The sequence below is a fragment of the Methylobacterium sp. J-070 genome (assembly GCF_022829385.1).
In the GTDB taxonomy this organism is placed as follows: Bacteria; Pseudomonadota; Alphaproteobacteria; order Rhizobiales; family Beijerinckiaceae; genus Methylobacterium.
This window is the reverse complement of the sequence record NZ_JAKSXX010000209.1, coordinates 12,696-39,300: the sequence shown is the minus strand read 5'-3', so window position 1 is coordinate 39,300 and position 26,605 is coordinate 12,696. Positions and strand designations below refer to the sequence as shown.

General features: G+C 72.9%; 26 protein-coding genes and 1 pseudogene. 7 read left to right on the top strand and 20 right to left on the bottom strand.

The annotated features are described in order from the left end of the window. A pseudogene (locus MKL01_RS22880) lies at positions 1 to 203 on the bottom strand (Holliday junction branch migration DNA helicase RuvB); the annotation flags it as partial. Then, complete coding sequence (locus MKL01_RS22875; RefSeq protein ID WP_243907484.1) at positions 204 to 449, bottom strand: DUF6894 family protein; 246 nt, start codon at positions 447 to 449, stop codon at positions 204 to 206. Between the two features lie 137 nt (positions 450 to 586). On the opposite strand from MKL01_RS22875, the gene MKL01_RS22870 reads away from it, so the two are divergent. Then, positions 587 to 919 carry a hypothetical protein gene (locus MKL01_RS22870; RefSeq protein WP_243907483.1) on the top strand — a complete coding sequence of 111 codons (333 nt, stop codon included), beginning with the start codon at positions 587 to 589 and terminating at the stop codon, positions 917 to 919. Positions 920 to 1,251: 332 nt separating this feature from the next. Here MKL01_RS22870 and MKL01_RS22865 read toward each other — a convergent pair whose 3' ends face one another. The 3 genes from MKL01_RS22865 to MKL01_RS22855 all read right to left on the bottom strand — a co-directional run bounded on the left by MKL01_RS22865 (position 1,252) and on the right by MKL01_RS22855 (position 2,903). Beyond that, positions 1,252 to 1,668 (bottom strand): DUF1236 domain-containing protein, encoded by a 417-nt coding sequence (locus MKL01_RS22865; protein ID WP_243907482.1) that lies wholly within the window; start codon positions 1,666 to 1,668, stop codon positions 1,252 to 1,254. A 45-nt stretch (positions 1,669 to 1,713) separates the two neighbouring features. Next, complete coding sequence (locus MKL01_RS22860; RefSeq protein WP_243907481.1) at positions 1,714 to 1,959, bottom strand: hypothetical protein; 246 nt, start codon at positions 1,957 to 1,959, stop codon at positions 1,714 to 1,716. Positions 1,960 to 2,330: 371 nt separating this feature from the next. After that, positions 2,331 to 2,903: a DNA-3-methyladenine glycosylase gene (locus MKL01_RS22855; protein WP_243907480.1), complete on the bottom strand. Its 573-nt coding sequence runs from the start codon at positions 2,901 to 2,903 to the stop codon at positions 2,331 to 2,333. A gap of 164 nt (positions 2,904 to 3,067) precedes the next feature. Between MKL01_RS22855 and MKL01_RS22850 the strand changes: the two genes are divergently transcribed. Further along, on the top strand, positions 3,068 to 4,798 hold the full coding sequence (locus MKL01_RS22850) for an adenylate/guanylate cyclase domain-containing protein (protein ID WP_243907479.1): 1,731 nt from the start codon (positions 3,068 to 3,070) through the stop codon (positions 4,796 to 4,798). An 83-nt stretch (positions 4,799 to 4,881) separates the two neighbouring features. On the opposite strand, the gene MKL01_RS22845 is transcribed toward MKL01_RS22850, so the two are convergent. After that, a complete protein-coding gene (locus tag MKL01_RS22845) occupies positions 4,882 to 6,111 on the bottom strand; it encodes an MFS transporter (RefSeq protein WP_243907478.1) in 1,230 nt (409 codons plus the stop codon). A gap of 93 nt (positions 6,112 to 6,204) precedes the next feature. Between MKL01_RS22845 and gcvA the strand changes: the two genes are divergently transcribed. After that, on the top strand, positions 6,205 to 7,092 hold the full coding sequence (gene gcvA, locus MKL01_RS22840) for a transcriptional regulator GcvA (protein WP_243907477.1): 888 nt from the start codon (positions 6,205 to 6,207) through the stop codon (positions 7,090 to 7,092). Positions 7,093 to 7,239: 147 nt separating this feature from the next. Continuing rightward, on the top strand, positions 7,240 to 9,384 hold the full coding sequence (locus MKL01_RS22835) for a helicase-related protein (RefSeq protein ID WP_243907476.1): 2,145 nt from the start codon (positions 7,240 to 7,242) through the stop codon (positions 9,382 to 9,384). A gap of 85 nt (positions 9,385 to 9,469) precedes the next feature. Here the strand turns inward: MKL01_RS22835 and MKL01_RS22830 are convergent, their stop codons facing one another. The 10 genes from MKL01_RS22830 to MKL01_RS22785 form a co-directional block, all read right to left on the bottom strand. Next, complete coding sequence (locus MKL01_RS22830) at positions 9,470 to 11,005, bottom strand: ABC transporter ATP-binding protein (RefSeq protein ID WP_243907475.1); 1,536 nt, start codon at positions 11,003 to 11,005, stop codon at positions 9,470 to 9,472. A gap of 5 nt (positions 11,006 to 11,010) precedes the next feature. Continuing rightward, positions 11,011 to 11,721: a cysteine hydrolase family protein gene (locus tag MKL01_RS22825; protein ID WP_243907474.1), complete on the bottom strand. Its 711-nt coding sequence runs from the start codon at positions 11,719 to 11,721 to the stop codon at positions 11,011 to 11,013. After that, complete coding sequence (locus MKL01_RS22820) at positions 11,718 to 12,740, bottom strand: formamidase (RefSeq protein WP_243907473.1); 1,023 nt, start codon at positions 12,738 to 12,740, stop codon at positions 11,718 to 11,720. Before MKL01_RS22820 ends, MKL01_RS22825 begins: the two co-directional genes overlap by 4 nt. A 10-nt stretch (positions 12,741 to 12,750) precedes the next feature. Further along, on the bottom strand, positions 12,751 to 13,674 hold the full coding sequence (locus MKL01_RS22815) for an ABC transporter permease (RefSeq protein WP_243907472.1): 924 nt from the start codon (positions 13,672 to 13,674) through the stop codon (positions 12,751 to 12,753). A 10-nt stretch (positions 13,675 to 13,684) separates the two neighbouring features. Continuing rightward, entirely contained in the window at positions 13,685 to 14,842 is a 1,158-nt protein-coding gene (locus MKL01_RS22810; RefSeq protein WP_243907471.1) for an ABC transporter permease, read from the bottom strand. A gap of 65 nt (positions 14,843 to 14,907) precedes the next feature. Beyond that, positions 14,908 to 16,014 carry a BMP family ABC transporter substrate-binding protein gene (locus MKL01_RS22805; RefSeq protein ID WP_243907470.1) on the bottom strand — a complete coding sequence of 369 codons (1,107 nt, stop codon included), beginning with the start codon at positions 16,012 to 16,014 and terminating at the stop codon, positions 14,908 to 14,910. 230 nt (positions 16,015 to 16,244) lie between these two features. Continuing rightward, on the bottom strand, positions 16,245 to 16,505 hold the full coding sequence (locus MKL01_RS22800) for a hypothetical protein (RefSeq protein ID WP_243907469.1): 261 nt from the start codon (positions 16,503 to 16,505) through the stop codon (positions 16,245 to 16,247). Between the two features lie 263 nt (positions 16,506 to 16,768). Then, positions 16,769 to 17,674, bottom strand: a complete 906-nt coding sequence (locus MKL01_RS22795) for a LysR family transcriptional regulator (RefSeq protein ID WP_243907468.1) — start codon at positions 17,672 to 17,674, stop codon at positions 16,769 to 16,771. Between the two features lie 38 nt (positions 17,675 to 17,712). Further along, complete coding sequence (gene pucL, locus MKL01_RS22790; RefSeq protein ID WP_243907467.1) at positions 17,713 to 18,555, bottom strand: factor-independent urate hydroxylase; 843 nt, start codon at positions 18,553 to 18,555, stop codon at positions 17,713 to 17,715. 27 nt (positions 18,556 to 18,582) lie between these two features. Beyond that, on the bottom strand, positions 18,583 to 20,010 hold the full coding sequence (locus tag MKL01_RS22785; RefSeq protein ID WP_243907466.1) for a nucleobase:cation symporter-2 family protein: 1,428 nt from the start codon (positions 20,008 to 20,010) through the stop codon (positions 18,583 to 18,585). Positions 20,011 to 20,265: 255 nt separating this feature from the next. On the opposite strand from MKL01_RS22785, the gene uraD reads away from it, so the two are divergent. From uraD to MKL01_RS22770, 3 genes are all read left to right on the top strand, one after another. Further along, entirely contained in the window at positions 20,266 to 21,150 is an 885-nt protein-coding gene (gene uraD / locus MKL01_RS22780) for a 2-oxo-4-hydroxy-4-carboxy-5-ureidoimidazoline decarboxylase (RefSeq protein ID WP_243907465.1), read from the top strand. A gap of 77 nt (positions 21,151 to 21,227) precedes the next feature. Continuing rightward, entirely contained in the window at positions 21,228 to 21,452 is a 225-nt protein-coding gene (locus tag MKL01_RS22775) for a hypothetical protein (protein ID WP_243907464.1), read from the top strand. 130 nt (positions 21,453 to 21,582) lie between these two features. Beyond that, a complete protein-coding gene (locus MKL01_RS22770) occupies positions 21,583 to 21,852 on the top strand; it encodes a hypothetical protein (RefSeq protein ID WP_243907463.1) in 270 nt (89 codons plus the stop codon). 58 nt (positions 21,853 to 21,910) lie between these two features. Here MKL01_RS22770 and MKL01_RS22765 read toward each other — a convergent pair whose 3' ends face one another. The 4 genes from MKL01_RS22765 to MKL01_RS22750 are packed head-to-tail and all read right to left on the bottom strand — an operon-like array spanning position 21,911 to position 26,603. Then, the gene (locus MKL01_RS22765; protein ID WP_243907462.1) at positions 21,911 to 22,975 is read right to left on the bottom strand and encodes a BMP family ABC transporter substrate-binding protein; all 1,065 of its coding nucleotides are present in this window, start codon (positions 22,973 to 22,975) and stop codon (positions 21,911 to 21,913) included. Between the two features lie 28 nt (positions 22,976 to 23,003). Continuing rightward, a complete protein-coding gene (locus MKL01_RS22760; protein WP_243907461.1) occupies positions 23,004 to 23,930 on the bottom strand; it encodes an ABC transporter permease in 927 nt (308 codons plus the stop codon). Then, positions 23,927 to 25,003, bottom strand: coding sequence for an ABC transporter permease (locus tag MKL01_RS22755; RefSeq protein ID WP_243907460.1), 1,077 nt, complete (start codon positions 25,001 to 25,003; stop codon positions 23,927 to 23,929). The genes MKL01_RS22760 and MKL01_RS22755 overlap by 4 nt, the downstream gene beginning before the upstream one ends. Continuing rightward, positions 24,993 to 26,603 (bottom strand): ABC transporter ATP-binding protein, encoded by a 1,611-nt coding sequence (locus MKL01_RS22750; RefSeq protein WP_243907459.1) that lies wholly within the window; start codon positions 26,601 to 26,603, stop codon positions 24,993 to 24,995. The genes MKL01_RS22755 and MKL01_RS22750 overlap by 11 nt, the downstream gene beginning before the upstream one ends. Between the last annotated feature and the right edge of the window lie 2 nt (positions 26,604 to 26,605).

Sequence of the window (26,605 nt, the reverse complement as noted above, 5' to 3'; positions counted from 1 at the left end):
CCCACGAACAGGACGTGGTCCAGCGCCTGCTCGGTCTTGCGCGCCGCCTCGATGAACACCTGCATGTTCGACCGCGCCGCCCGCTGGCCGATGAACTCCGACAGGCTCAACGGACGGATCGTCCGGTCCACATCCTCCCGGGCCGCCCCCGATTCCGGCCGGGCCGCGGGCGGCGGGCGGGGTCTCGACGTCCGCGCGGTCATTCAGGCCGCCACCTTCGCCCGGCCCCGGGCCGGCTCGAAGGGCTGCACGAGCACCCGCCGCCCGGTCAGATCGTGCACGCTGACCTGCCATTCGGACCAGTCGGTCCGGTTCGCCAGCGCCTGCCGCACGTCCGCGGCGACCTGACGGGCGCGCTCGACCAGGCGCGACGACGCACGAATCTCGCGACCGCGTGCGTCGAACACGCATTCGAGGCCGTTGGTGCAGTGGAAACGGTAGCGTGCCATCCGTCGCTCCTCCTCGCCATCAAGGGCACCGTCCATCCATGTTCACTATATGTTCTATCTCGCGCAGGATCCAGCCCGGGCGAAGCGCCGCAGGCGACCGCGGCAGGCCCTCCGGCCTCGCGCGGCGGCCGGCCCCGGTGGCGGCGATTCTGGTGATCCTCGGCGTGCTCGTCGCGGCCGCGTCGCCGGCGCGGGCGGACGGTACGCCCGTCGTCCAGGGGGCCCGGCTCCACACGCCGCCGGATTCGCACGAACCGCAGCGCGCCCTCGTCGCCCTGCAGAATGACGGGCCCGAGGCCGCGACGCACGTCACGGTGCTGTGCACGTTCACGGGGACCGGCGGCGCGATCCTCGATACGCAGACCGCAGCGGTACCGATCATCGCGGCCGGCGCCGCGGCGTCGACCGAAGCGATCTATTACGGCTGGCCCCGGGCCACCGCCGTGGCATGCCGCCTCGAGCCGCGGTGACCCTCGGGCGCCGGGGGCCGGCCCGCTGTGGCGCGCGGCCGGTTTCCGACAGAAGGCCCGGCGACGGCCGCCGCCCCGCAGGGATAGCCCCGGGCGCCGGTCCCGGAGGCACGCGTCCGCAACGCCGCCGCCGAGACTGTTTTCGGTTCGAATGGGATCCCGCACCTGACGGTCTGGGCGCGACTCCCCTCCCCTTTGCGGGGCGGAGTGCGCGTCGCGCTTCGTGATCCGCATCAGATAGAAAGTGCTCAAGAACCACGGGGTCCGGCCTGAAGACCGGGACGTGGCGCCCGCGCGGCGGGGCGCCGGAAGGCCTCCGGCGCCCGACCCGATCAGTCGATGACCTCGACGATGCGGTGGCCGCGGTCGACCAGGACCGGCTGGTCGTTCACGATCGTGTAGCGGTAGCCCGGCCGCACCCGGTACTCCGTGGGGACGTCGTAGTAGGTGACGCTGTCCTCGGGCAGCACGGTGCCGACCTGGACCGGTCCGCCCCAGCTGTACGAGCGCGCACCGCGCTCGCGGACGTAGCTGCGGAACCGGGGGCGATCGTCGATGCCCAGGATGCCGCCGATGGTGCCGGTGGCCGCGCCGACTGCGCCCCCGACGATGCCGCCGACCGGGCCCGCCGCGGCCGATCCGGCCTCGGCCCCCTCGGCCGCCCCCCGCAGGGTGCCCTGCGCCTGGGCGGCCACCGGGAGGGCGAGGAGCCCCGCCGTCGCCAGGGACAGAAGAAGCTTGTTGGTCATGATGACGTCTCCAGAGATGTCAGATCGGGTCGAGGCCGCCGGATCTCAGTTGCAGCCTTCCTTGTGGACGGTCTTGGAGTTGCCCATGCCGTCCTCCTTGTGGACGGTCTTCGAGCCGCAATCGACGGTCCCGGTGGTCACCTCGCGGCGCTCCACCACGCCCTCGTGGCGGTCGACGGCCACGCCCGGCCCGCGATCGCGATGGATCACCGTGGTCTCCTCGGCGCATGCCGGCACGGTCGCGCCGCACAGGGCCGCGAGCAGGGCACCCGACAGAATGATGGTCCGCATGATTAGTCTCCTGAGCTCGATCGAAGGCAGTAACGGAAAGATCGTCAAAGCGTTCCACTCGAAATTGCAGTCACAGGGAGCGCGCGCTCAGGATGAATTGCGGTATTGATTGTGGGCAATCGTTTACCATCGCGCCGGAGAGCTGCGGCGGAGGTGCCGAGCGCTTCGGCCGGCGCGGGGCGGTACTCGGCGTCATGGATCCTATGCCCGCCCGTACTCGCGAGGGGGGCGCCGCATCACGGCCGCGCCGAGCGGCCGGCGCCCGCCGCGCGGCCCCCTGAACCGGCCGGCCGGGACCTTCGCGCGGCCGGGACCGGGAACGCCCTCGGGCGGGTCGCGGAGGCCCGGGCTGCCGCGTTCCGGGCGCCCCGTCAGGCGGCGCCGGTCCCCGGGCGACCCCGCCGCGCCGGCCGGCTGACGAACCGGGAGCCGGCGAGCAGGAAGCGCCAGGCCGTCTCGGCCCCGCGGGTGATCCCGATCCGGCGGTCGCTCACCACGTCGGCCGGTCCGACGCGCGGCTCGAACCGGAACGGCGCGCCCGCGACCGGCACGCCGTCCAGCGCGCCGGTGACGCCGAGCGCCTGGGCGAGGCGGCCCGGGCCGGCGCAGAGCAGCCGCGTCTCACCCGTGCCCCGGCGCGCCGCCATGGCGGCCAGCCCCGCCGTCGGCTCGAGGGCGCGCAGCAGCACCGCGCTGCCGGGCTCGCAGACGAGGTTCAGGCACCAGTGCAGCCCGTAGGAGCGGTAGACGTAGGCGCGGGCCGGCGGGCCGAACATGCTGGCGTTGCGCCGGGTCGGGCCGGCGAAGCTGTGGGAGGCCGGATCGGTGCGGTCGTAGGCCTCCGTCTCGACGATGATCCCGCCCGCTTCGCCGACGAACAGGCGGGCGCCGATCAGGTCGGCGGCCACCGCGGCGGCGCTCCGGGCGAAGAAGGGTTCCAGCATCGGGTCTCCGGGTTCGGGTCGGATACGGCACGCGGCGGGCGGACCGCGCCCGCTGCCTCGGCCGAGGGGCGCGCGGTGAAATAAATCGGACGCGCGAGAAGTCTTGCTGGTACGAGGGGCGGCGAATAGGCGGGCCCGCGGCCGATCCCACCGGACCTCCCAGCATGATGCGCACCTTACCGAGCGTGGCGCTTCGGTCCGTCGAGCCGGGGGCGCAGGATCGCAGGGCCGCCCCCGCCACCCGGGCGCGCAGCCCCCTGTCCCTGCGCCGCCTCCGGCTGGCCAGCGGCCTGGTGCTGTTCGGCTACGTGCTGACCCACTTGGCCAACCACGCGCTGGGCAACGTCTCCCTCGCCGCCATGGAGGACGGTCTCGACGCCGTCACGGCTCTCTGGCTCAACCCCTTGGGCCTGGCGCTCCTGTACGGCGCGCTGCTGGTCCACATCGCGCTCGGGCTCCAGGCGCTCTACGCGAACCGCTTCTTCCGCCTGCGGGGCTCCGAGATCCTGCAGGTGGTCACCGGCCTCCTGATCCCTCCGCTGCTGGTCAGCCACATCGCCGGCACCCGGGTCGCCTTCGTCACCGAGGGTCTCGACAAGGGCTATGCGCAGGAACTCTACGCCTTCTGGGTGGCGTCCCCGATGCTCGGCGCGATGCAGGTGGCCGTGTTGGTCGTCGCCTGGGTCCACGGCTGCGCGGGCCTGTACTTCTGGCTCCGGCTGAAGCCCGGCTTCGCGCGCGCGGCACCGGGGCTGCTGGCGCTCGCGGTGCTGGTGCCGGTCGTCGCGCTGCTGGGCTTCGCGCAGGGCGGCCGGGCGATCCGCGCCCTGGCGCAGGATCCCGCCTGGCGGGCGGTGGCGCTCCAGCCCGTGCATGTCGGCCTGCCCGATCAGGTGGCGCGGCTCGCCGGGATCCGGGACCGGATGCTCCTGACCTACGCGGCGCTCGTCGCGGCGGTCATTCTGGCGCGCGGGACGCGGACCCTGGCGGAGATCAAGCGCGGGACGGTCCGGCTCAGCTATCCCGACGGGCGGGTGATCCGGGTGCCCCGCGGCACCAGCGTGCTGGAGGCCAGCCGCCGCAACCGGATCCCGCATGCCAGCGTCTGCGGCGGCCGCGGCCGGTGCTCGACCTGCCGGATCCGGGTGACGGACGGCAGCGACGGCGCGCCGCCGCCGGGCCGGGCCGAGGGCGCGGTCCTGGCGCGCATCGCCGCCGGGCCGGGCGTGCGCCTCGCCTGCCAGTTCCGGCCCGAGACCGACCTCGCCGTGGTGCCGCTGCTGCCGCCGCATCCGCGCATGCGCCGGGCGGACCTGCTCGACCGGGCCGAGTCCGGCGAGGAGCGCTTCATCGTCGCCATGTTCGTCGACCTGCGCGGCTCGACCCGGCTGGCCGAGGAGCGGCTGCCCTACGACACGGTGTTCATCATCAACCGCTTCCTCGGGGCGGTCGGCGACGCCGTGCGGGAGGCGGGCGGCTCGACCAACCAGTTCCTGGGCGACGGGCTGCTGGCGCTGTTCGGCCTGGAGACGGACCCCGAACAGGCCGCCCGGGACGCCCTTCGGGCGGTCGACCTCATCGGCGAATCCGTCGCCACCCTGAACCGCCTGCTGGCGGCGGACCTGGAGCACACCCTGCGGTACGGGATCGGCGTGCATGCCGGCCCGGCGATCGTCGGCGCGATGGGGGACGCCACCGATGCCCGCTTCACGGCGCTCGGCGACACCGTCAACGTCGCCTCGCGCCTGCAGGGGCTGACCAAGGGCCTCGGCTGCGTGGCCGTGGTGTCGGAGGCGGTCTACCGGGCGGCCCGCGTCGCGCCGGAGGCGATCCGGGCCCTCGCGCTGGACGGCCGGTCCGAGCCCGTGAGGGTCAACGTGCTCGCGCGCCGGTGAGCCCCGAAGGCGGCGGCCAGCCGAAGCGTCCCGGCACCGCGGTGCACGATTTCCTCGGGCGGATTCGCGCCGCCTGAGGCCGATCAGGCGGGCCGCCCTGGCGCCGCCCGGAGGCGCGGCGCCAGGGCCAGCATGAGCGGCACCGCGGCGAGCGCCGTCCCGGCCGCCGCCGCCGCCGCCCAGTGCGGGCCGGCCACGTCGCCGAGCCGGCCGTAGAGCAGCGGCGCCGCCAGCGCGCTGCCGCCGAGCGTCCAGGTGTAGAACACCGCGAAGGCCCGCTCGACCCGGCCCCCCGGCGCCAGCTCCGGCACCGTCCCGTAGAGCACCGACGAGGTGCCGTTCAGCATCACGCCGAGCAGCGGCAGCAGCAGCATCCCGGGGGCGAGCGGCAGCGCGATCACCGCCAGGATGGCGAGCGCTGTCCCGGTCTCGGTGAGGATCACGGTCCGGGTCACCCCGAGGCGTTCCCCGAGACGCCCGCAGACGGCCTTGCCCAGCGCGCCGCCGACGAAGACCAGCGACAGCGCGAGGCCCACCGTGGTCAGGGCCGCGCCCTTCTCCTGCAGCAGGAACGGCAGATAGAGCAGGAAGGCCGGCCGCGCGGCGTTGTCGAGCATGCCGATGGCGACCAGCAGCCGGAAGCCGGCCCCGCTCCCCGGCCGGGCCGCGTCCCGGTGTGGCCTCCCCCGGGCCCCCTCCCCGCCCCCGCGTGACTCCGGCTCACGCGGCAGCACGCGCCCCACCGCCAGGGCGACGAGGACGCCCGCGCCGGCGACCACCCAGAGCGCGTGCCGCCAGCCCGACAGGGTCAGCAGCAGACCAACCAGGGGCGGGACCGCCGCCTTCCCGAGATCGCCGGTGAAGTTGTAGGTGCCGAGGGGCCCCCGCGCCGCCGGGCCGTAGGCCCGGGCGATCACCGCCGAGGCCAGGGGGTGCTGCGTGCTGCTGCCGGCGCCGCCGAGCAGGAGGCCGACTCCGAGCCCGACGAGGCCGCCCGAGGCGCCGGCGATCGCGTAGCCGGCCGCACTGAGCAGCGTGCCGAGAACCAGCACCGTGCGGGCGCCGAGCACCCGGGCGAGCCGGCTCGCCGGCATCTGCAGGGCCGCCAGGGCGCCGTTGTAGAGGGACCGCAGGAAGGCCAGGGCGACGTAGTCGAGGCCGAACTCCGCCTGCCAGACCGGCAGCAGCACGTAGATCAGGTCCGTGTAGCCGTCGTGCAGGGCGTGGTTGAGGCCCGTTGCCGCCAGCGTCCGCCGGGCCTCCGGCAGGGGGGCAGGTCCGGAAGACGCGGTCAGATCGGACGCGACGGACATCCAGTCATCCTTCGTGGTTGCCCGTCAGGATGGCGGTCTGGCCCGGAGCTGACAAACGACTTATGCTGACGCTCGCGTGAGGAAACCTGACCCGTGCATCGCCGCCTGCCGCCGCTCAACGCCGTCAAAGCCTTCGAGGCGGCCGCGCGGCACGGGAGCTTCACCCGGGCCGCGGACGAGCTGCGCGTCACCCACGGCGCGGTCAGCCGGCACGTCCAGATGCTCGAAGGCTGGCTCGGGCTGCCGCTGTTCGAGCGCCACAACCGGCGCGTCGTCCTCACCGAGGCGGGGGGCGCCTACGCCACCGAGATCGGCGCCGCCCTCGACCGCATCGCCCTGGCCACGGCCCGCCAGGCCGAGGGCGGGCGGCCGCGCCTGCTGCATGTGAACGCGCTGGCCACCTTCACCCTCCGCTGGCTGATCCCGCGCCTGTCCGGCTTCCAGAGGGCCAACCCGTCGATCGAGGTGCGGCTGACGACCTCCAACGTGCCCCTGGCCAGCCTCGCGGACCCGTTCGACGTGGCGATCCGGGGCGGTCCGGACACCCGGCCGGGCCATGTCGCGGAGCCGTTCCTGTCGGAGCGGCGCATCCCCGTCTGCAGCCCGGCGCTGCTGCGGCGCCTGCCGCTGGCGACGCCGGAGCAGCTCCGGCAGCACACGCTCCTGCACGCGGCGACGCTCCCGCGGGTCTGGCCGGACTGGCTGCGCGAAGCGGGCGTGCCGGCCCTGGAGCCGCAGGCCTCGGTGACGCTGGAGCATTTCTACCTGACCCTCCAGGCCGCCCTCGACGGGCTCGGGGTCGCCATGGGCCCCGAACGGCTGATCGCCGACGACGTGGCGGCCGGCCGCCTGACCCTGCCCTTCGCCGGCCCGTCCCTGCCGGCGCGGAGCTACTACACGTATGTCCCGGAATCCCGCGCGGAGGATCCGACCGTGCGGGCCTTCTGCGGCTGGCTCGCCGCGGCCGCGGGCGGGCCATGACGGGCCGGCGGGCGCAGGCGGCGCGGGGCGATGTCTCACCCGGAGGTTTGAGGTGGCGCGCCGCTTCCGCCCGGCGCATGGATCGGATCCGGAACGCCCCCGACCGCGTCCGGGTTGGCGTCAGACGCCGCTGCCAGAGGTGACCGCATGGCGCGCAAGCGTCTCCGCCCGACGATCGAGAGCCTGATCGAATCCCTGGGGCGGCTCGGCCTGTCCCCGGACGCGGTCGATCTCGACCGGCTCCTCGCCGATCTCGAACTGCCCGAGTACGGCGCCGAGGTGGAGGACGCGCGCGTCGCCCGGGCGCTGCGCGCGATGCAGGCGGCCCGGGCCTTCGCGGAGACCGGCATCCCGGCGATCCGGAAGGCCGTGCCGAACCTCCGGGCCGTGGTGACCAAGGACCACCGCATCACCTGGCTGATCCGGACCGAGATCCCGCTCCTCGACAACGGCCGCCTGGACCTGCGGCTCGACATGGCCCCCGAGCCGGACGCGGCCGCGATCCTCGCCCGCATGGCCGCCCGGAACGACCCGGCGCAGGGCCTGGACGCCCTGCGCGACGCCGTGGCGCGGACCGCCCTCCAGGCCGCCCGCGCCCTGCACAAGCCGGTCGACCGGCTGCGGGCGCAGCTCCTCGTCGACCTGCGCGAGGTCGGGGCGGACGCCGCCGCCTACATCGCCCACATGGATCGCTCCCTGCGCTCCCGGGTGTTCACCTACGGCCCGAAGCTCGCCCGCGGCCTCAACGACACCCTCACCCCCGTGCGCCGGCACGCCAAGGCGGTCGCCCGCGAGGGCTCGCGCTTGCGCCGCCTGCGCGATCAGGTCGGCTTCGGCGCCTATATCGAGCGGTTCACCGCCGCCCGCCGCCTCAACCGGCGGATCCTGTTCCACATGGGGCCGACCAATTCCGGAAAGACCTACGCGGCGCTCCAGCACCTGACCGCGGCGGAGACCGGGGCCTACCTCGCGCCGCTCCGGCTCCTGGCGCTGGAGAACTACGAGACCCTGCGCGAGCGGGGGCTCCGCGCCGGCATGATCACCGGCGAGGAGGTGCTGGGCGAGCCCGACCCGACCCACACCGCCCGCACCATCGAGACCGCCGACCTCACCCGGCCCATCGACGTGGCGGTGATCGACGAGATCCAGATGCTGTCGGACCCCGACCGCGGCTGGGCCTGGACCAACGCGCTGTTCGGCGTCGCGGCCCGGACCGTGATCGTCTGCGGCTCCGACGACGCCCTGTCGTATGTCCGCCGCGCCGCGGAGGCCGCCAACGAGTCCCTGGAGGTGATCCCCTTCACCCGCAAGTCGCCGCTCCTGCTGCTGGAGCAGCCGGTGCCCCTGGAGAAGGTCGAGCCCGGCGACGCGGTGGTGGCCTTCTCCCGCCGGGCCGTGCACGAGAACCGCGAGATCCTCGTCGCCCGCGGCCACCGGGTGGCGACGATCTACGGCGCCCTGTCGCCGGAGGTGCGCCGGGCCGAGGCCGCGCGCTTCCGCGCCGGCGAGGCCGACGTGCTGGTCACCACCGACGCCATCGGCATGGGGCTCAACCTCGGGCCGCTCAAGCGGATCGTGTTCTCGGCGGTGCGCAAGTGGGACGGCACCGCCGAGCGCGCGCTCACCCATTCGGAGATCCGGCAGATCGCCGGCCGGGCCGGCCGCTACGGGCACCAGGATGTCGGCTACGTGGCGGCGACCGATCCGTACGCCGCGGAGCCGATCCGCACCGCCCTTTCGGGGGCCCCGACGGCGCCCGCGGCCGACACGCGCTTCTTCGTCCGCCCGGATCTGGGGGCGATCCGCTCGGTGGCGGAGGAGATGCGCACCCACAGCCTGCACGAGGTGCTGACCCACTTCGCCCGGGCGACCTTCTACGCCGGCTCGCCGTTCCAGCCCTCGGCCCTGGAGGAGGTGCTGGAGGTCGCCCGGATCGTCGATCGGGCGCGGCTGCCGATCGAGGAGAAGTTCGCCTTCTCGGTCTGCCCGATCGACCGCCGCGACGAGATCGCCATGGGCCTGCTGGAGCGCTGGTGCCAGGCGCGCGCCGCCGGCCTCACGGTGCCGGCGCTGCGCGGCAACCTCGCGGGCGCGCTGGATTACCAGGAGCGGACCGTGAAGCTCGCCAGCGCCTATCTGTGGCTGTCGCGGCGCTTCCCCGAGACCTTCGACGACGTGGACGCCATCCGCCACATGCGCGGCCGCGCCAACGACGCCATCGAGCAGCATCTGCGCGAGACCGCGACCCGCAAGGCCGAGCGCCGGACCCGGCGGAGCGGCGGGGCGCGGTGAGGCGCCGAGCGGTCTCCTGAGACGAAGAGCCGGCCCGCGGGAGGCGGACCGGCGCCCACGTCGGCGGAGAGCGCTTCAGCGCCCCTCAGTGGTGCCCGGCCATGTGCCGGCCGATCGTCCCGATCTCGGCCGTCGCGGCCGGCGTCTCGTAGACCAGGCGCCCGTCCGACATCACCACGATCCGGTCCGACAGTTCCAGGATCTCGTCGAGGTCTTCGCTGATCAGCAGGACGGCCGTGCCCGCGTTGCGGGCGGCCACGATCCGCGTGCGGATCTCCGACACCGCCGCGAAGTCGAGGCCGAAGCACGGGTTGACCACGATCAGGAGATCGACCGGGTCGGTCAGCTCGCGGGCGAGCACCGCGCGCTGAACGTTGCCTCCGGAGAGCGTCGCGATCGGCGCCTCGGAGGAGGCGGTCTTCACCTTGAAGCGGGCGATCAGGTCCTTGGCGCGGCGGCTCATCGCCCGCCTGTCGAGCCACAGGGTCGGCGGTCCGGACGGGTCCTCGTCGCGCCGGTCGAAGGCGCGGAAGGCGAGGTTCTCCGCGACCGACATCCGCGGGGCGCAGGCGTTGCGCAGGGGCTCCTCCGGGATGAAGCGGACACGGCGCGCCCGGCTCTGCGCGCGCCGGCCGGTATAGGGCGCGCCGGCCACCGCGACGCGCCCGCCGGCGGCGCGGATCTGGCCGCCGAGGACGTCGGCGAGTTCTTTCTGGCCGTTGCCCGAGACGCCCGCGATGCCGACGATCTCCCGGGCCCGGACGCGCAGGTCCGTGATCGCGATCCGGCGCAGGCCCGAGGCGTCGGTGGCATCGAGGCCTTCGATGCGCAGGATCTCGCGCGCCGCGTCCGGCTCGCCGACCCGGGCCGCGACCGGGCGCACGATGCGCTCCCCGATCATCATCGCCGCCATGTCGTCGCGCGAGAGGTCGCCGACCGCGCCGCCGCCCACCAGCCTGCCCCGGCGCAGGACGCTCAGCGAGCGGGCGAAGGTCTCGACCTCGCGGAACTTGTGGCTGATCATCAGTACGGTGAGAACGCCGCGGTCGGTCATGGCCCGCAGGAGCCCCAGCACTTCCTCCGCCTCGTCGGGCGTGAGCACCGAGGTCGGCTCGTCGAGGATCAGGAAGCGGGCCTTGAGATAGAGCTGCTTGACGATCTCCAGCTTCTGCTTCTCGCCCGCGGCGAGTTCCGCCACCGGCCGGTCGAGGTTCAGCCGGAACGGCATCCCGGCCATGAAGGCGGCCAGCGCCGCGCGCTCGGCCTTCCAGTCGAGGATCGCCGGCGCGTCGGCGCGGCTGATCACGAGGTTCTCGGCCCCCGTCAGAGAGGGCACCAGCGTGAAATGCTGGTAGACCATGCCGAGGCCGCGGGCCTGCGCGCCCTTCGGGTTGGTGATCTCGGCCTCGCGCCCGTCGACCAGGACGCTGCCGGCGGTCGGCGCGTAGAAGCCCATCACGCATTTGACGAAGGTCGACTTGCCGGCGCCGTTCTCGCCGAGCAGGGCGTGGAAGCCGCCGGCCTCGATCCGCATCGAGACATCGTCGAGGGCCGCGAAGGCGCCGAAGCGCTTCGTCATGCCGATCGTCTCGACGCCGATGGCGCTGGGCGTGGCGTCCATCGGGCTCAATCCATCGCCTGGAGGATCGCCGCGGCGGCGGCGACCGCGCCGAAGACGCCGCCCTGCATCGTCACCATCCGCAGCGCCGCCTCGTGGTTGCCGCGGTCGGTGGCCGCGGTGGCGTCCGAGACGATCACGCACTCGAAGCCGCGGTCGTTGGCCTCCCGCATCGTCGTGTGCACGCAGACGTCGGTGGTGATGCCGGTCAGGATCAGGTTGCGGATGCCCCGCTGGTGGAGGATCAGTTCCAGGTCCGTGGCGCAGAACGAGCCCTTGCCCGGCTTGTCGATCACCGGCTCGCCGGGCAGGGGCGCCAGTTCCGGGATGATCTCCCAGCCGGGCTCGCCCCGCACCAGCACGCGACCGCAGGGGCCGGGATCGCCGATGCCCGCGCCGATCCGGCGCGACCGCCAGCGCTTGTTGGCGGGCAGGTCGGCGAGGTCCGGGCGGTGGCCTTCGCGCGTGTGGATCACGTGGTAGCCGCGGGCCCGTGCCGCGGCGAGCAGGTCCGCGATCGGTCCGATCGGCGCGCGGGTGAGCGCGAGGTCGTAGCCCATCGCGTCCACGTAGCCCCCCGGCCCGCAGAAATCCGTCTGCATGTCGATGATGACGAGGGCCGTGTTCCCGGGGCGCAGATCGCCGTCGTAGGGCCACGGATAGGGCGCGGCTTCGGCGTAGGTGCCGGCGGGCGGGGCGGCGGTGTCCGCCGCGCTCACTCGGCCGCCTCCCGCGCGTCCGACGCGCCGGCGTAGCGGCGGGTCGGGGCCGGGAAGCCGCAGCCGGTCCCGTCGGTCACCCGGACCTGATCCTCCCAGGGCACCCGGTACCGCCCGGCCGCGAGGTCGGCCATGTAGGTGTAGGGGCAGTCCTGCGCGCCGCCCTGCACGGCCGTGTAGCCGCGATGGCCGAGCTGGTAGATGTTGTTCTCGACGCCCCAGTGGACGCGCGCCTCGCGCACGAGGTCGGGCCGCACCTCGGCCGTGATGATCTCGTCGACGCGGCCCGTGGTCCCATGGGCGATCACGGACCCGTCGAAGTTGCAGATCATGCCCTCGCCCATGGAGTCGAACGTGCCGTCCGACCCGCACAGGCAGACGTTGGCGGTGACCATGAGGTTGCAGAACGCGTTCGCCTGGTTGGTGAACCGCCAGGATTCGCGGATCGGGGCGGTGTAGCCGGCGGTGCGGATCATGATCTCGGCGCCCCGGTAGGCGCATTCCCGCGCCATCTCGGGGAACATGCCGTCGTGGCAGATGATCAGCCCGAGCTTGGCGCCCCTCGGCCCCGCGATCACGGGAATCCCGAGGTTGCCGGGCTCCCAGGGCTCGACCGGCACCCAGGGGTGCATCTTGCGGTAATAGAGCTTCAGCTCGCCGCGATCGTCGATGATCAGCCCGGAATTGTACGGGTTCCCGCCCGGGTTGGCCTCCATGATGGAGAAGCAGCCCCAGATCCGGTTCTCCGCGCAGGCGCGCTTGAACGCCGCCACCTCGGGGCCGTCGAGGGTGCACAGGATCTCCGGCCGGGTGTCCATCGACAGGCCGTGGAGCGCGTATTCCGGGAACACGACGAGGTCCATGGTGGCGAGGTTGGCGCGCGCCTTGGCGACCAGCGCGACGATCCGGTCGGTCTGCCTGGCGATGTCGGCGCGGGTCTCGATCCGCGGCAGCTGCGACTGCACCAGGCCGATCACCACGCCGTCGGGCGCCTTGTTCAATCCACCGAGCCCGTTCATCGGCACGCCCTCACTTCGACAGGGACAGTTCGCCCGGGGCCCCGGCCAGCGCCCGGTCGGGCGAGGAGGTGGCGATCAGGAGGGCGAGGGTCAGCACGTAGGGGGCGGCGTAGAACAGGTAGTAGCCCTGCGAGACGCCCACCGATTGCAGGGCCGGGCCGAGCGCGCCGGCGCCCCCGAACAGGAGCGCCGCCCCGAAGCAGGCGAGCGGGTTCCAGCGCGCGAAGATCACCAGCGCCACCGCCATCAGGCCCTGCCCGGAGGAGATCCCCTCGTTCCAGGACCCCGGATAGTAGAGCGACAGGTAGGCGCCGCCGATCCCGGCGAGCACGCCGCCGGCCCCGGTGGCGACGAGGCGCACCCGGTCGACGTCGTAGCCCAGGGCGCGGGCCGCGTCGGCGCTGTCGCCGACGACGCGCAGGACCAGCCCCGCCCGGGTGTTGCGCAGCCCCCACCAGAGCGCGACGGAGAGCGCCGCGCCGGCGAGGAACAGCACGTTGACGCGCAGGGCCGCCTGGACCTGCGGCAGGTCCGACCACGCCCCGAACGGGATCGCCGGCAGGGGCGGCGCCGACGGCTGGATGAACGGCTTGCCGAAGAAGAAGGCCAGCCCGGTGCCGAACAGCATCAGGGCGATGCCGATCGCCACGTCGTTGACCCGGGGGAAGCTGCAGACGAACCCGTGCAGCAGGCCGAGGACGCCCCCCGCCAGCCCGGCGACGGCGACGCCCGCCCAGGGGGAGCCGGTCAGCACCGCGGTGCCGTAGGCCGCCATCGCGCCGAGGACCAGGGTGCCCTCGAGCCCGAGGTTGATCCGGCCCGAGCGCTCGGTGATGGTCTCGCCGAGGCTCACGAACAGGAAGGGCGTCGAGACGCGGATCGCCCCGCCGATCATCGCCAGGGGCACCGTCCAGAGGCCGAGGTCGCCGCTCATGGCGCGGCCCTCACGCCGGGACCGGGGCCGCGGGCGTCGCCGCGCGCTTCTCGGCCCAGAGATGCGGGTTGAAGAGCTTGAACCGGCCGTAGAGCGTCTCGCTCAGGAGGACCACGAGGAACAGCAGGCCTTCGAGGACCAGCACGGTCGCGTCGGGCAGCTGCATCCGGCGCTGGATCAGCCCGCTCGACGCCTCGATGCCGCCGAGCAGGACGGCGACCGGCATGATGGCGAGGGGGTTCTGCCGGGCCAGGAACGCGACCAGGATGCCGGTGTAGCCGTAGCCCGCCGCCAGCGTGCCGTTGGCGGTGCCCTGGACCGCCGCCACCTCGAAGTAGCCGGCGAGCGCCGCGAAGGCGCCGCCGAGGGCCGTGAAGCCGACGATGAGGCGTCCGACCGGCAGGCCCTGGATCTGCGCCGCGCGCACGTTGCCGCCCGCGATCCGTGCCGCGAAGCCGAGGGTGGTGCGGTCCATCAGCACGTAGGCGATCACGCAGGCGACGATCCCGCAGCCGAGCCCCCAGTGCACGCCGATCACCGGCATGGGGCCGAGCATGAAGGCGTCGCCGACCGGCAGCGTCGACGGCTTGTTGAGGCTCGCCGGATCCCGCAGGGGGCCTTCGATCAGGTGGTTGGCCAGCGCGATCGCGATGTAGGACATGAGCAGGCTGGCGATGGTCGCGTTGACGTTGCGGTAGGCCTGGAGCCACCCCACCGCGCCGATCCAGACGGCCCCGGCGAGGGCGGCCGCCCCGGCCATCAGGGGGACCGCCAGGGGCGCGGGGAAGCCGGCGAGCGGCTGGGCCGCCGCCGCCGTCGCGAGGCCGCCGAGCACGATCGCGCCCTCGCCGCCGATCACCACGAGGCCCAGCCGGGCCGGCAGCGCCACGCAGAGGGCGGCGAACAGGAGCGGCGCGGCCCGCTGCAGGCTGTTGCCGAGGGCGAAGGGCGAGCCGAAGCCCCCGCGCCAGACGATCTCGACGAGCTGGAGCGGCGACTTGCCGAGGGCCGTCAGGAACAGGCCGAACAGCAGGAAGCCCAGAACCGCGGCTCCGACCGGGATCACGACGGCCTCCAAGTGTCGCGCCAGCCAGGCGCGGATCTGGAGGCCGAGCGGGGTGCCCGGCCGCGCGGCGGCGAGCCTCGATGGGGCGGCATCCGCGACCACGTCTCACGCTCCTCCGCGGTTGGTCTCCGAGTGGCGGCAAACCGCAGAAAGCGTGCCAGGCGGCTTCAGACCGAGCCCCGCACGCCGTCGACGAGGTAGTTCGTGCTCTCGAGCTCGGCGGCCTTCTCGGGATAGGCCTTGCCGGCCGGCAGGACCTCGCGGCCGGCATTGTCCTTGAGCGGGCCCTTGATGATCTCGTAGCCGCCCTTCAGCATCTCGGCCTTGACGGCGTCGGCGTTGCGCCGGGCCCCGTCGGCGACCGCCGGGCCGTAGGGGCTCATCTTGACGTACCCGTCGGCGAGGCCCCCGCGGACGAAGTGCTCGGGCACCTTGCCGGCCTGCATCGCGGCGATCGCATCCTTGTAGATGGGCAGCCAGTTCCACTCGGCCCCCGTGAGGTATTTCTGGGGCGCCAGGGGCGACTGGTCGACGTGGTAGCCGCACACGAAGGCGCCGCGCCGGGCCGCGGTCTCCACGACGACCTTCGGACTGTCGACGTGGCAGGTGATGACGTCGGCGCCGCCGTCGACCAGGGCGTTCGTCGCCTCCGCCTCCTTGACGGCCAGGGACCATTCCCCGGTGAAGATCACCTGGCAGGTGATCGCCGGATCGACGCTGCGGGCGCCGAGCAGGAAGGCGTTGACGTTGTTGAGCACCTGCGGGATCGGCTTGGCCGCGACGAAGCCGATGCGCTTGGACTTGGTGGCATGGGCCGCCACGATCCCGTTGAGGTACTGGCCCTGCGCGATATAGCCGAAGTACGAGCCGGCGTTCGGGGGATCCTTCTCGGTCCAGAGGCCGCCGCAATGGCGGAACTGGATCTTCGGGTTCTTTCGCGCCTCGGCCAGGAGGTAGGGATTGTAGTAGCCGAACGAGGTCGGGAAGAGCAGCGTCGCCCCGTCGAGGTTGATCATGCTCTCCATGGTCTTCTCGACGGCGTTGGTCTCCGGGACCCGCTCCTCCTCGGTGATCTCGACGCCGCTCAGGCCCTTCAGCGCCTTGGCGGCCTGGGCGTGCGCTTGGTTGTAGCCGTAATCGTCCTTCGGTCCGACGTAGATGAAGCCGACCGTCAGGGTCGCGGCGGCCCGGGCGCGGGAGCCCGATGCGGCGTCGAGCCCGACGAGCGCGGCGGCCCCGAGCAGGGAACGGCGGGTGAAGGGAAGATGTGCCACGCGTCGAGCGCCCCGACCAGCCGCCCGCTGGCGGCGACTGGGAGCGAAGTCTAGGCGGGGGCGCCGAGACTGCGAAGCCGAGATTTTCGGCACGCGTCCCCGGGGGCCAACGATGTCTCAGTCTAGAAACGCTTAATATGCGGTCCCGGCATGTCTAAAACCGCGGCAACGCGCGGCTGCACTGCAGTGGCGCGTACCGGGACTTGGGCCGATCCGGGCGGGTCGGGTGTTCAGCGAACGCCGTAGGGCCTGAGCGGCGCGTGCGACCGACGCACGGAGCCCGTGGTCACTTCCCCGACCGAGACCTCGACATTCGTGCCGTACGTGCTGACGTTCCGCGCCGCCGCGAGGTTCGCGTCGGCGGCACGACCTTCCAGGCCGCCGGGCGCGGTCACCGCGGGAATGCCGGCCGGTGCGGTGTAGCTCTGCGCGGAGGCGGCGGTCGTCAGGGAGAGGCCGAGGACGGCGGCGGCGAGAAGACGAGAAGTCATCGGAAGCATCCACTAGTCGGAGCCACCGTCCACGCGGCCGAGGCTCACTCACGCGTATAGATTGGGCATGCTGCCTTCCGATCCAACACGCCGAGCCTACCTGTTGTGCGAATTCACACGCCCTTGGAGCCGGGCGCGCGCGAATACGGGCCGGGCCCTTGGAGCCAGCCTGCAAAATGCAGTTCTGACAGACATTTACGGCAGAGCGCGGAATCGGCGCCGCGCCTGTGCCGGTTGGCACGGATCTTTCCCGGACGCGTCGTTCAGTCGATGCCGCTGTGGCGGTCGAACGCTTCCCCGATCCGGGTCGCGACCAAGTGGGTGGGTCCGTCGCAGGCGGATTGCGCCCGCTGGACCAGCGACACGGCCTGGGTGGCCGCCGCCGCGTCGCTCAGGGGTGTGAAGGCCAGGGTTCCGCGGGCGATCTCCTCGCGGATGTCCGACAGGTTCAGGAAGGTGATGTGCGGCACCTGCTGCGCGAGGCGCTTCATCAGCTCCACCGAATTGGTCTCGACCGCCGGTCTGAACATGGCGTGCGGCGGGACCAGCCGCTCGAGCACGGCGCGCAGGGTCATCGAGCCGTCGGCAACCACCAGGGGATGGTCGAGGCATTGCGCCATGCGGAGGTGATACTGGCCGGCGAGCGGATGGTTCGGCGCCATCACCGCACCGAGATGGTGCTCGAAGCGCGCGAGACACCGCAATTGCGGGTTGCGCGGCATCCGGTAGGCCAGCGCGAGGTCGACGTCGCCCGACAGGAGCGTCTCGACGATCTCGTCGATCGTCATGACGCGGACCTTGAGGGTGATGTGCGGGTGGTTCTCACGGAAGTCGCGGATCACCCCCGAGAGCACGCCGCCGGCCAGGGTCGCCATCGTGCCGATGGCCACCTCCCCGCGGTCGAGACCCTTCAGCGAACGCGCCTGGGCGAGCATGCGTTCGTGCTCGCGCAGGGTGTCGCGCACGTGCCGGACGAGGATCTCGCCGGTGGCGGTCAGGCGCAGGCCGCGGGGGAGCCGCTCGAACAGCGGCGTGCCCATCTCCGCCTCCAATCCCAGGATCTGGCGGTTGATCGCGCTCGATGCGACGCCCAGCCGGATCGCCGCCTTCCGGATCGAGCCGCTGCGGGCGACTTCGTCCAGATAGCCGAGCAGCCGGTGGTGGAGCATGGGGGCGAACCTGCGCGCCGATCCCACGGCGCGCCCGCTCAGGCGAGCCGGGCGATCGTGGCCTCGATCTGGCCATGCGGCTCGTCGGTGGGCAGGAACACGGTGCCGGGATTGTCCAGGCCGAAGGGCTGGAGGTTGAGCGGGATGTAATGCTTGTTCGGCATCGCGAACGCGATCTCGGAGACCTCGGGCACATCCGCGAGCACCGCTTCGCCCATCCGGTACATGCTGTCCTGTACGCCGTAGCTGTAGGTGGTGCCGAACACGGCGATCAGCGTCGCCAGGATCCGCGCGTTGGTGTCGGCGTAGTCGGCGGGCGCGCCGGACCACGTCCAGGTGGCGTCCATGCTGGTGGCGGCGATCCGGTCGGTCGTGTCCGGCAGCGTGCGGTACCGATCGTCGACGAAGTCGGCCCAGCCCGACTGCGTGGTCTTCATGAAGGTGAAGCCGCGCAGGCCCGAGCGCAGCACCGATCCGTCCCGGCTCGCCGCGAGGGAGACGTAGCCGACGCCGTTGCCGTCCAGGGTGAAGGTATGGCCGTGGGGGACGCCCGCGATCGCGTGGCGCAGCCAGCGCGTCTCCGTGGCCTCGATCGTCACCGCCTCGATCTGCGCGTAGGTTTCGAGGAAGACCCGCGCTACGGCCGCGACGAACGCCTCCTTGTCGAGGGCGAGGTTTTGGGCCGCCGTGACGTTGACGATGTTCTTCACGCTGTCGGTGGCCACGCAGGCGCGGTTGTCGCCCTCCGTCCAGGCGGCGTCGAAGCGCCCCTGCATGAGCACGGTGAGCGTCAGCTCGCGGGGCGTGTGATGGTCGCCGTCGCGGATCAGGCGCATCACCCGGACCCGGCCCTTGCCGTATCGCGATGCCGTGAGCGCCATGGGGATCTCCGAGTCGGGCGGGACGGGTCAGTGGGCTTCGGCGGCCTTGGCCTGCCGGATCGCGGCCGCGCGCGCCGCCTCCGTGGTGCCGAGTCCGTTGAAGAACAGGTTCAGGACCACGGCCGAGAGGGCGCAGAGCAGGATGCCCGATTCGAGCAGCGGGTGCAGCGCGTGCGGCATCTCCTTGAAGAAGGACGGCGCCACCAGCGGGATCATGCCGAAGCCCACCGAGACCGCGACCACGAACAGGTTGTTGCGGTTGCCGGCAAAATCCACGGCGCCGAGGATGCGCGCGCCCGTGGCCCCGACCATGCCGAACATCACGAGCCCCGCGCCCCCGAGCACGCATTGCGGCACCGCCTCGACCAGGGCGGCCAGCTTCGGCACGAGCCCGAGCCCCAGCATGATGACCCCGCCCACCACCGCGACGTAGCGGGTCCGCACGCCGGTCACGCCGACGAGGCCGATGTTCTGCGAGAACGACGTGTAGGGGAAGGTGTTGAACAGGCCGCCGATCAGCGTGCCGAGGCCGTCGCCGCGCAGGCCCTGGGTCAGGCGCGCCGCGTCGACCGGATCGGCGCAGATCTCGCTCAGCGCGAGGAACATGCCGGTCGACTCGATCATCACGACGATCATGACGATGCACAGCGTGACGATCGAGACGGGATCGAAGGTCGGCAGGCCGAACGCGAAGGGGCGCACGATGTCGAACCAGGGCGCGCCCGCGACGCGGCCGAGATCGACCAGCCCGAAGAACCCGGCCACGATCATCCCGGCCACGATGCCGATGAGGACGGACGCCGAGTTGACGAAGCCGGTCCCGTAGCGCGTGATCGCCATGATCACGCACAGCACGAAGGCCGCGATCGCGAGGTAGAGCGGTGCGCCGTAGCGCGGGTTGCCGAGTCCGCCCGCCGCCCAGTTCACGCCGACGCGCATCAGCGAGATGCCGATCACGAGGATGATGGTGCCGGTCACCACCGGCGGGAACAGCGGCAGCAGCCGTCCGATCAGGGGCGCCACGAGCAGCGCGAACAGGCCGGCCGCGATCACGGCGCCGTAGATCCCCGTGAGACCGATCTCGGGGCTGGAGCCCATGGCGATCATCGGCGTCACGGCCGCGAACGTCACACCCATCATCACCGGCATGCGCACGCCGATCCCGGGTAGGCCCCAGCTCTGCACGAGCGTCGCGAGGCCGCCCGCGAAGAGGTCGGCGCTCACCAGCATCGCCACCTGCTCAGGGGGCAGCTTGAGCGCCCGCCCGACGATCAGCGGCACCGCCACGGCGCCGGCGTACATCACCAGCACGTGCTGCAGGCCGAGGAGACCCAGTGCGAGGGGGCCGACCCGGGTGATCGGCGCGGTGGCGGCCGCGAGCGGGACGGGGCTGCCGATCGGACCCGCATCGTGGCCGGGGCCCGCGAGAGGCTCGGATCGGGCGGCGCTCGACATCGCAGGATCCCCCTTGTGGGCACACCGTGCTGGCAGAAGAACCATGCGCCACGGCAACGGTGGGCAAGGGATATGCCAAGCGTGGGGGACCGATGGTGGAGCGGGCCTGCCGCGCCGCTGCGAGATCCGCCGCGGGATCCTGTTGGCCTGTTGCCTGCTAACGCGGTCGCTGCCGGGATCGAGAGTGAGTTCGGCGTGATCGGGCGCGCCGGAACCATGGCCCCGGGACGTGCCGCACCGGAATGCGAGGCCGCCATGACAATCGCTCTCACGGATCTCAACGGCATGCCGGAGGGCGCGTTCGTCGCGGCGCTCGGCGCCGTCTTCGATCATGCGCCGTGGGTCGCCGAAGCCGTGGCCAGGCACAGGCCGTTCGACACCGTGGTCGCGCTCCACGCGGCGATGTGCGCGGCCGTCGAGGCGGCGCCCGGCGATCAGCGCCGGGCGCTGCTGGCCGGTCACCCGGACCTTGCGGGTCGCGCGGCCCGCGACGGGACGATCGCGCCCGATTCGGTCGCCGAGCAGGCGGCGGCCGGTCTGGATCGCCTGCCCGCGTCGGACTATGCCCGCTTCGAGGCGATGAATGCGACCTACCGCAGCCGCTTCGGCATCCCGTTCATCCTCTGCATCAAGCGCCACGGCCGCGCCTCGCTGATGGCGACATTCGAGGATCGCCTCGGATCCGATCCGCAGACGGAGTTCCGCACCGCCGAGACGGAGGTGTTCCGCATCGCCGCGATCCGCCTCGGTCTCCTGGTGGACGGGGCCGGCGCGCCGCGGACCACCGGGCGCCTCTCGACCCACGTGCTCGACACCGTGCTCGGACAGCCGGCCGCAGGCGTGGCCCTGGACCTCGTCGAGATCGTCTCCGAGTCCGAGACCGCACCCGTCGCCCGGGCCGTGACCAACGCGGACGGGCGCACCGACGTCCCGCTGATCGGCGGGCGCCCGGTGCCGATCGCGGTCTACGAGATCCGGTTCCGGCTCGGCGACTACCACCGCCGGATCGGCATGCGCCTGCCGCAGCCGCCGTTTCTCGACGTCGTGCCCCTGCGCTTCGGCGTGGCGGACCCGGAGGCGCATTATCACGTGCCGCTGGCAGCGACGCCCTGGAGCTTCCAGACCTATCGCGGCAGCTGACGCCCGCGGCACGCGACTTGCGCCACGCGGCTTGCGCAGGCCCCGTGAGACCGTGCGGGCCCGGGGGAGTGGATCGGATGCGGAGCACGCGCAGCGGATGGATCATCGTCCTGGCCGCGGCCGCGTGGCTGGGTCTCGGGGCCGGGTTCACGGGCGGACGGCTCGTCCTGCCGAGCCGGGCCGCCGCGCAGGGCACCCTGATCTCTCCGGCCGGCCAACCCCGTGTCACCGCCCCGGGCGGTCTGCGCGGCCGGGCCGCCCGTCGCCACCGCAGGGCTCACATCCCCCATCGACGGCGCTAGTCCGGGCCGGCCGCGAGCCTGGGCCGGCAGCCGGTTGCGGCAAACAACGCCCAGGCGCCGGTGCGATGGAACCCGCGGACGCCTGCGCCATTCGATCCGTGTCCTGGCTTCTCGAAGACGAGGCGGTGTGATGCGACGCACGATGGCCCTGATCCTGGCTCTCGGCAGCCTTCTCGGAACCGCCGCGGCGGCGCAGGCGCAATCCGTCGGTGCCCCCGCCGGCCGCGATCCCGCCACGGCCCCGGGGGGCACCGAGGGCCTCGCCGGCCCGCGCAACGAGGCCGAGGCGATCCGCTCGGGGGACGCGATCCCGGTTCCGCGCAGGGGCGAGGGCGTCGCGGTCGAGGATCCGGCGGCGCCCCCGCCCGGCGTCCCGGCGCCGCCGCCGGGCCGTTACTGAACGGCTCCGATCCGGTCCGGGGCGCAAGTCCCGCGTGGTCCGGAGCCGGCGCCGGGTCTCATTGCGGCAGCTTGTCGTCGATCCCCTTCACGTACCAGTTCATGCCCAGGATCATCGGGTCGGGGGCGGTCTCGCCCTCCTTCACGGCGACGCTGCCGTCCTGCTTCGTCACGGGACCCGCGAAGGCGTGGACCTTGCCGGACGCGATGGCCTTGACCGTGTCCTCGGCCATCGCCTTCACGTCGGCGGGCATGTTGGTGAACGGCGCCAGCACGACCATGCCGTCCTTGATCCCGCCCCAGGTGTCGTGGCTCTGCCACGTGCCGTCGAGGACGGCCTTCGCCTCGCGGATGACGTAGCCGTTCCAGTCGTCCACCACGGCGGTGAGCTGCGCCTTCGGGGCGAAGCGGTACTGGTCCGAGGATTGGCCGAAGGCGAGCTTGCCCTGTTTCTCGGCCTCCTGGAGCGGCGCGGCGGAGTCGGTGTGCTGGGCGAGGATGTCGGCGCCCTGGGCGAGCAGGGCCTTGGCGGCTTCGGCCTCCTTGCCCGGGTCGAACCACGTGTTCACCCAGACGATCTTCAGCTTGACGGCCGGGTTGACCGACTGCGCGCCCAGCATGAAGGCGTTGATCCCGCTCACCACCTCGGGGATCGGGAAGGACGCGATGTAGCCGACCGTCCCCGACTTCGTGAGCGTGGCGGCGATCTTCCCGCAGACGTAGCGGCCCTCGTAGAAGCGCGCCGAGTAGGTCGAGACGTTGGCGGCGCGCTTGTAGCCGGTGGCGTGCTCGAACTTCACCTTCGGGAACTTCTTGGCGACCTTCAGGGTCGGCTCCATGAAGCCGAAGGACGTGGTGAAGATCAGGCCCATCCCCGAGCGGGCGAGCTTCTCGATCGCCCGCTCGCTGTCGGCCTCCGGCACGTTCTCGAGGTAGGTGGTCTCGACCTTATCGGGCAGCGCCTCCGCGAGCGCCTTGCGGCTGAGGTCGTGCTGGAACGAGTAGCCGTAATCGGCCACCGGCCCGACATAGACGAAGCCGACCTTGAGCTTGTCCTCGGCGCGGGCCGGGCCGGCGAGGAGCAGGAGGGCGCCGAGGCAGGCGCCGAGGGTGGTCCGCAGCATCCGGGATGTCCTCTCGATAGCAGCACCGCTAGCGGTGCGGGGTGAAGTCGCGCCCGAGGGCGGCGGGCGCCAGCGAACCGCCCTGCCGCCGGCCCAGCGACAGCAGGACCAGCGCCAGGATGGTCGCGAGGTAGGGGAGTGCCGAGAGCAGCTGCCCGGGCAGGCCGAGGCTCGCCGCCTGGGCATGGAGCTGCAGCACGGTGGCGCCGCCGAACAGCGTCGCGCCGGCCACCACCCGGGCCGGCCGCCAGGACGCGAAGACCACGAGGGCGAGGGCGATCCAGCCACGGCCCGCCGTCATCGCGGGGGCCCAGAACGGCGTGTAGGCGAGGGACAGGTAGGATCCGGCCAGTCCCGCGCAGGCGCCCCCGAACAGCACCGCCAGGAAGCGCACGCCGCGGACCGGAAGGCCGAGCGCGTGGGTCGCGACGGGGTCGTCGCCGATGGCCCGCAGGATCAGCCCGGCCCGCGTCCGCCACAGGAACCACGAGACGCCCACCGCCAGGCCGAGGCCGACGTAGACGAAGGCGTCCTCTCCGAACAGCAGGCGCCCGACGCCCGGCAGATCGCTCAGGCCCGGCACATGGAGCAGGGGCGCCGGCTCGCGCTTCAGCCCGACATAGCCGGCCCCGACGAGCCCCGAGAGGCCGAGGCCGAGGATCGTGAGCGCGAGTCCGGAGGCCACCTGGTTGGCCGCGAGCCCCACCGTGAGCAGTCCGAACACGGCCGCGAGCCCGATCCCGGCGCCGGCCCCGGCGAGCGCGCCGAGGAGGGTCGAGCCGGTCTCCATGGCGGCGGCGAAGCCCAGCGCCGCCCCGAACACCATCATGCCCTCGACGCCGAGATTGAGCACGCCCGCGCGCTCGGCCACGAGTTCGCCGAGGGCCGCGATGATCAGAGGGGTCGCGGCCGTCAGCACCGTGACCAGCACCATCTGGACCGTGTCGAGGCTCATCGCGCCGCCCCCGGAACGAGACGGACCTTGAAGCGCGTGAGCACGTCGGCCCCGAGGACGAGGCAGAGCAGCAGGCCCTGGAAGGCCCGGGTCAGGTCGAGGGGAAGCCGGAGGTCGATCTGCGCCGCCTCGCCGCCGATGGTGGTCACCGCGATCACCAGGGCGGCGGCGAGGATGCCGAGGGGGGAGAGCCGGCCGAGAAAGGCGACGATGATCGCGGTGAACCCGTAGCCCGGCGAGATCGTGGGCTGGAGCTGGCCGATTCGGCCCGCGACTTCGGCGATCCCGGCGAGCCCCGCCGCGCCGCCCGAGATCGCGAAGGCGGCCAGCGTCAGCCGCTCCTCGCTGAAGCCGGCGAACCGGGCGGCGCGGGGGCTGGCACCGGCGACGCGCGTCGCGAACCCGAACAGGCTGCGACCGAGGACGAGGGTCGCGAGCACGACGGCCACGAGCGCCACGAGCACACCCGCGTGCAAGGTGTCGCCCTCCATCAGGTAGGGAAGGCGGGCGGCCTCGTCGAAGCCGACGCTCTGCGGGAAGTTGAAGCCCGCGGGATCGCGCAGCGGCCCCCGGGCCATGTAGTCGAGGAGGAGTTCCGCCACGTAGACGAGCATCAGGCTCGTCAGGATCTCCGAGACGCCGAGCCGGACCCGGAGGAGCGCCGGGATCATCGCGTAGGCGATGCCGGCGCATGTCCCCGCGATCAGCATCGCGGGCAGGATCCAGGCGGTGAAGCCCGCGCTGCCGTGGGTCGCGATCGCCACCCAGCCGCCGGCGAGGCCGCCGACCACGAACTGGCCCTCGGCCCCGATGTTCCACAGGTTCGCCCGGTAGCAGAAGGCGAGACCCGTCGCGATCAGGGCGAGGGGCGCCGCCTTCAGGGCGATCTCCTGCAGCGACCACAGCTCGGAGAGGGGCGCCACGAAGTAGACGGTGAAGGCCGCGCCCGGCGCGACGCCGAGCATCGCGACCGCCACGCCGCCGATGAGGACGGCCGTCAGGAAGGCCAGGACCGGCGACAGGGCCGCGGCCAGCGGCGAGCGCCTGTCGCGCGGCACGAGATCAAGGCGCATGGGCGATCTCGGAGCGCGTGACGGCGCGGCCGGAAGCGGCGGCGTCCGCCGCGACGGGCGGGCCGCCCGCACCGCCCATCAGCAGGCCCACGGCCTCGCGCGTCGTCCCGGTCCGCGGTACGGCGGGGGACAGGTGCCCGGCGTGGAGGACGGCGATCGAGCCCGCAACCTCGAACAGCTCGTCGAGATCCTGGCTGATCACCAGGATGGCGCTGCCGCGGGCGGCAAGGTCGAGGAGGGCCTGCCGGATCCGCGCCGCCGCCGCGGCGTCGACCCCCCAGGTCGGCTGGTCGACCACCAGGATGCCGGGCTCGGCCTGGATCTCGCGCCCGATCACGAACTTCTGGAGGTTGCCGCCCGAAAGCGTGCCGGCGGCCGGATCCGCGCCCGCCTTGCGGACGTCGAAGGCCTCGATCACCCGACCCGCCAGCGCCCGGGCGGCGGCCCGGCGCACGAGGCCGAAGCGCGTCAGCGGCGCGGTGGCATGGCGCGAGAGGATGACGTTCTCGGACAGGCTCATGCCGGGGGCGGCGGCATGGCCGTTGCGCTCCTCCGGCACGAAGGCCGCGCCGAGCCGGCGGCGGGCGTTGACTCCGAGATGTCCGGCGGGCGTGCCGTCGATCCGCACGGCCCCGGCCTGCGGCGCCGGGACTTCCCCGGACAGGGCGGCGAAGAGTTCCGCCTGACCGTTGCCGGCGATGCCGGCGATGCCCAGGATCTCGCCGCCGCGCAGGCCGAGGGTGATGGCGCGCAGGCCGGTGGCGTGCAGCCCCGGGGCGGGCAGCGACAGCTGCTCCAGCCGCAGGCGCTCGCCCCCGCCGGACGTGGTCGGCCCCGGGGCGACCTCGCGGACCTGCTCGCCCACCATGAGCGCGGCGAGCGACGCGGCGCTCTCGGCGCGCGGGTCGCAGGCGCCGACGACCCGGCCGCCGCGCAGGATGGTGGCGCGGGCGCAGAGGCGCCGCACCTCCTCGAGCCGGTGCGAGATGTAGAGCAGCGCCCGCCCCTCGGCGCGCAGGCGCTCCAGCACCGTGAACAGGAGTTCCGCCTCGCCCGGCGTGAGCACCGAGGTCGGCTCGTCGAGGATCAGCAGCTTCGGCTCCTGGAGCAGGCAGCGCACGATCTCGATGCGCTGGCGCTCGCCGGCCGAGAGCGACCAGACCGGCCGGTCCGGCTCCAGATGCAGGCCGTAGGTCGCCCCGAGCGCCGCGATCCGCTCCGCCAGCGTCCCCCGGCGGAGGCCGCGCTCCATCACCAGGGCGATGTTCTCGGCGACCGTCAGGTTCTCGCAGAGGGAGAAGTGCTGGAACACCATGCCGATGCCGAGCCGGCGGGCGGCCTCGGGGTTGCGCAATCGGACCGCCTCGCCGCGATGCGTGACGACACCCTCGGTCGGCTCCAGGAGGCCGTAGAGGATCTTCATCAGCGTCGACTTCCCGGCCCCGTTCTCGCCGAGCAGGGCGTGGATCTCGCCGGCGCGGATCTCGAGATCGACGCGGTCGTTGGCCGTGAAGGACCCGAAGCGCTTCACGATGCCGTAGGCGCCGAACAGCGGCCTCGGATCGACCGCCGCCGCTCCCGATCCCGTGCCGTCCGCCATGG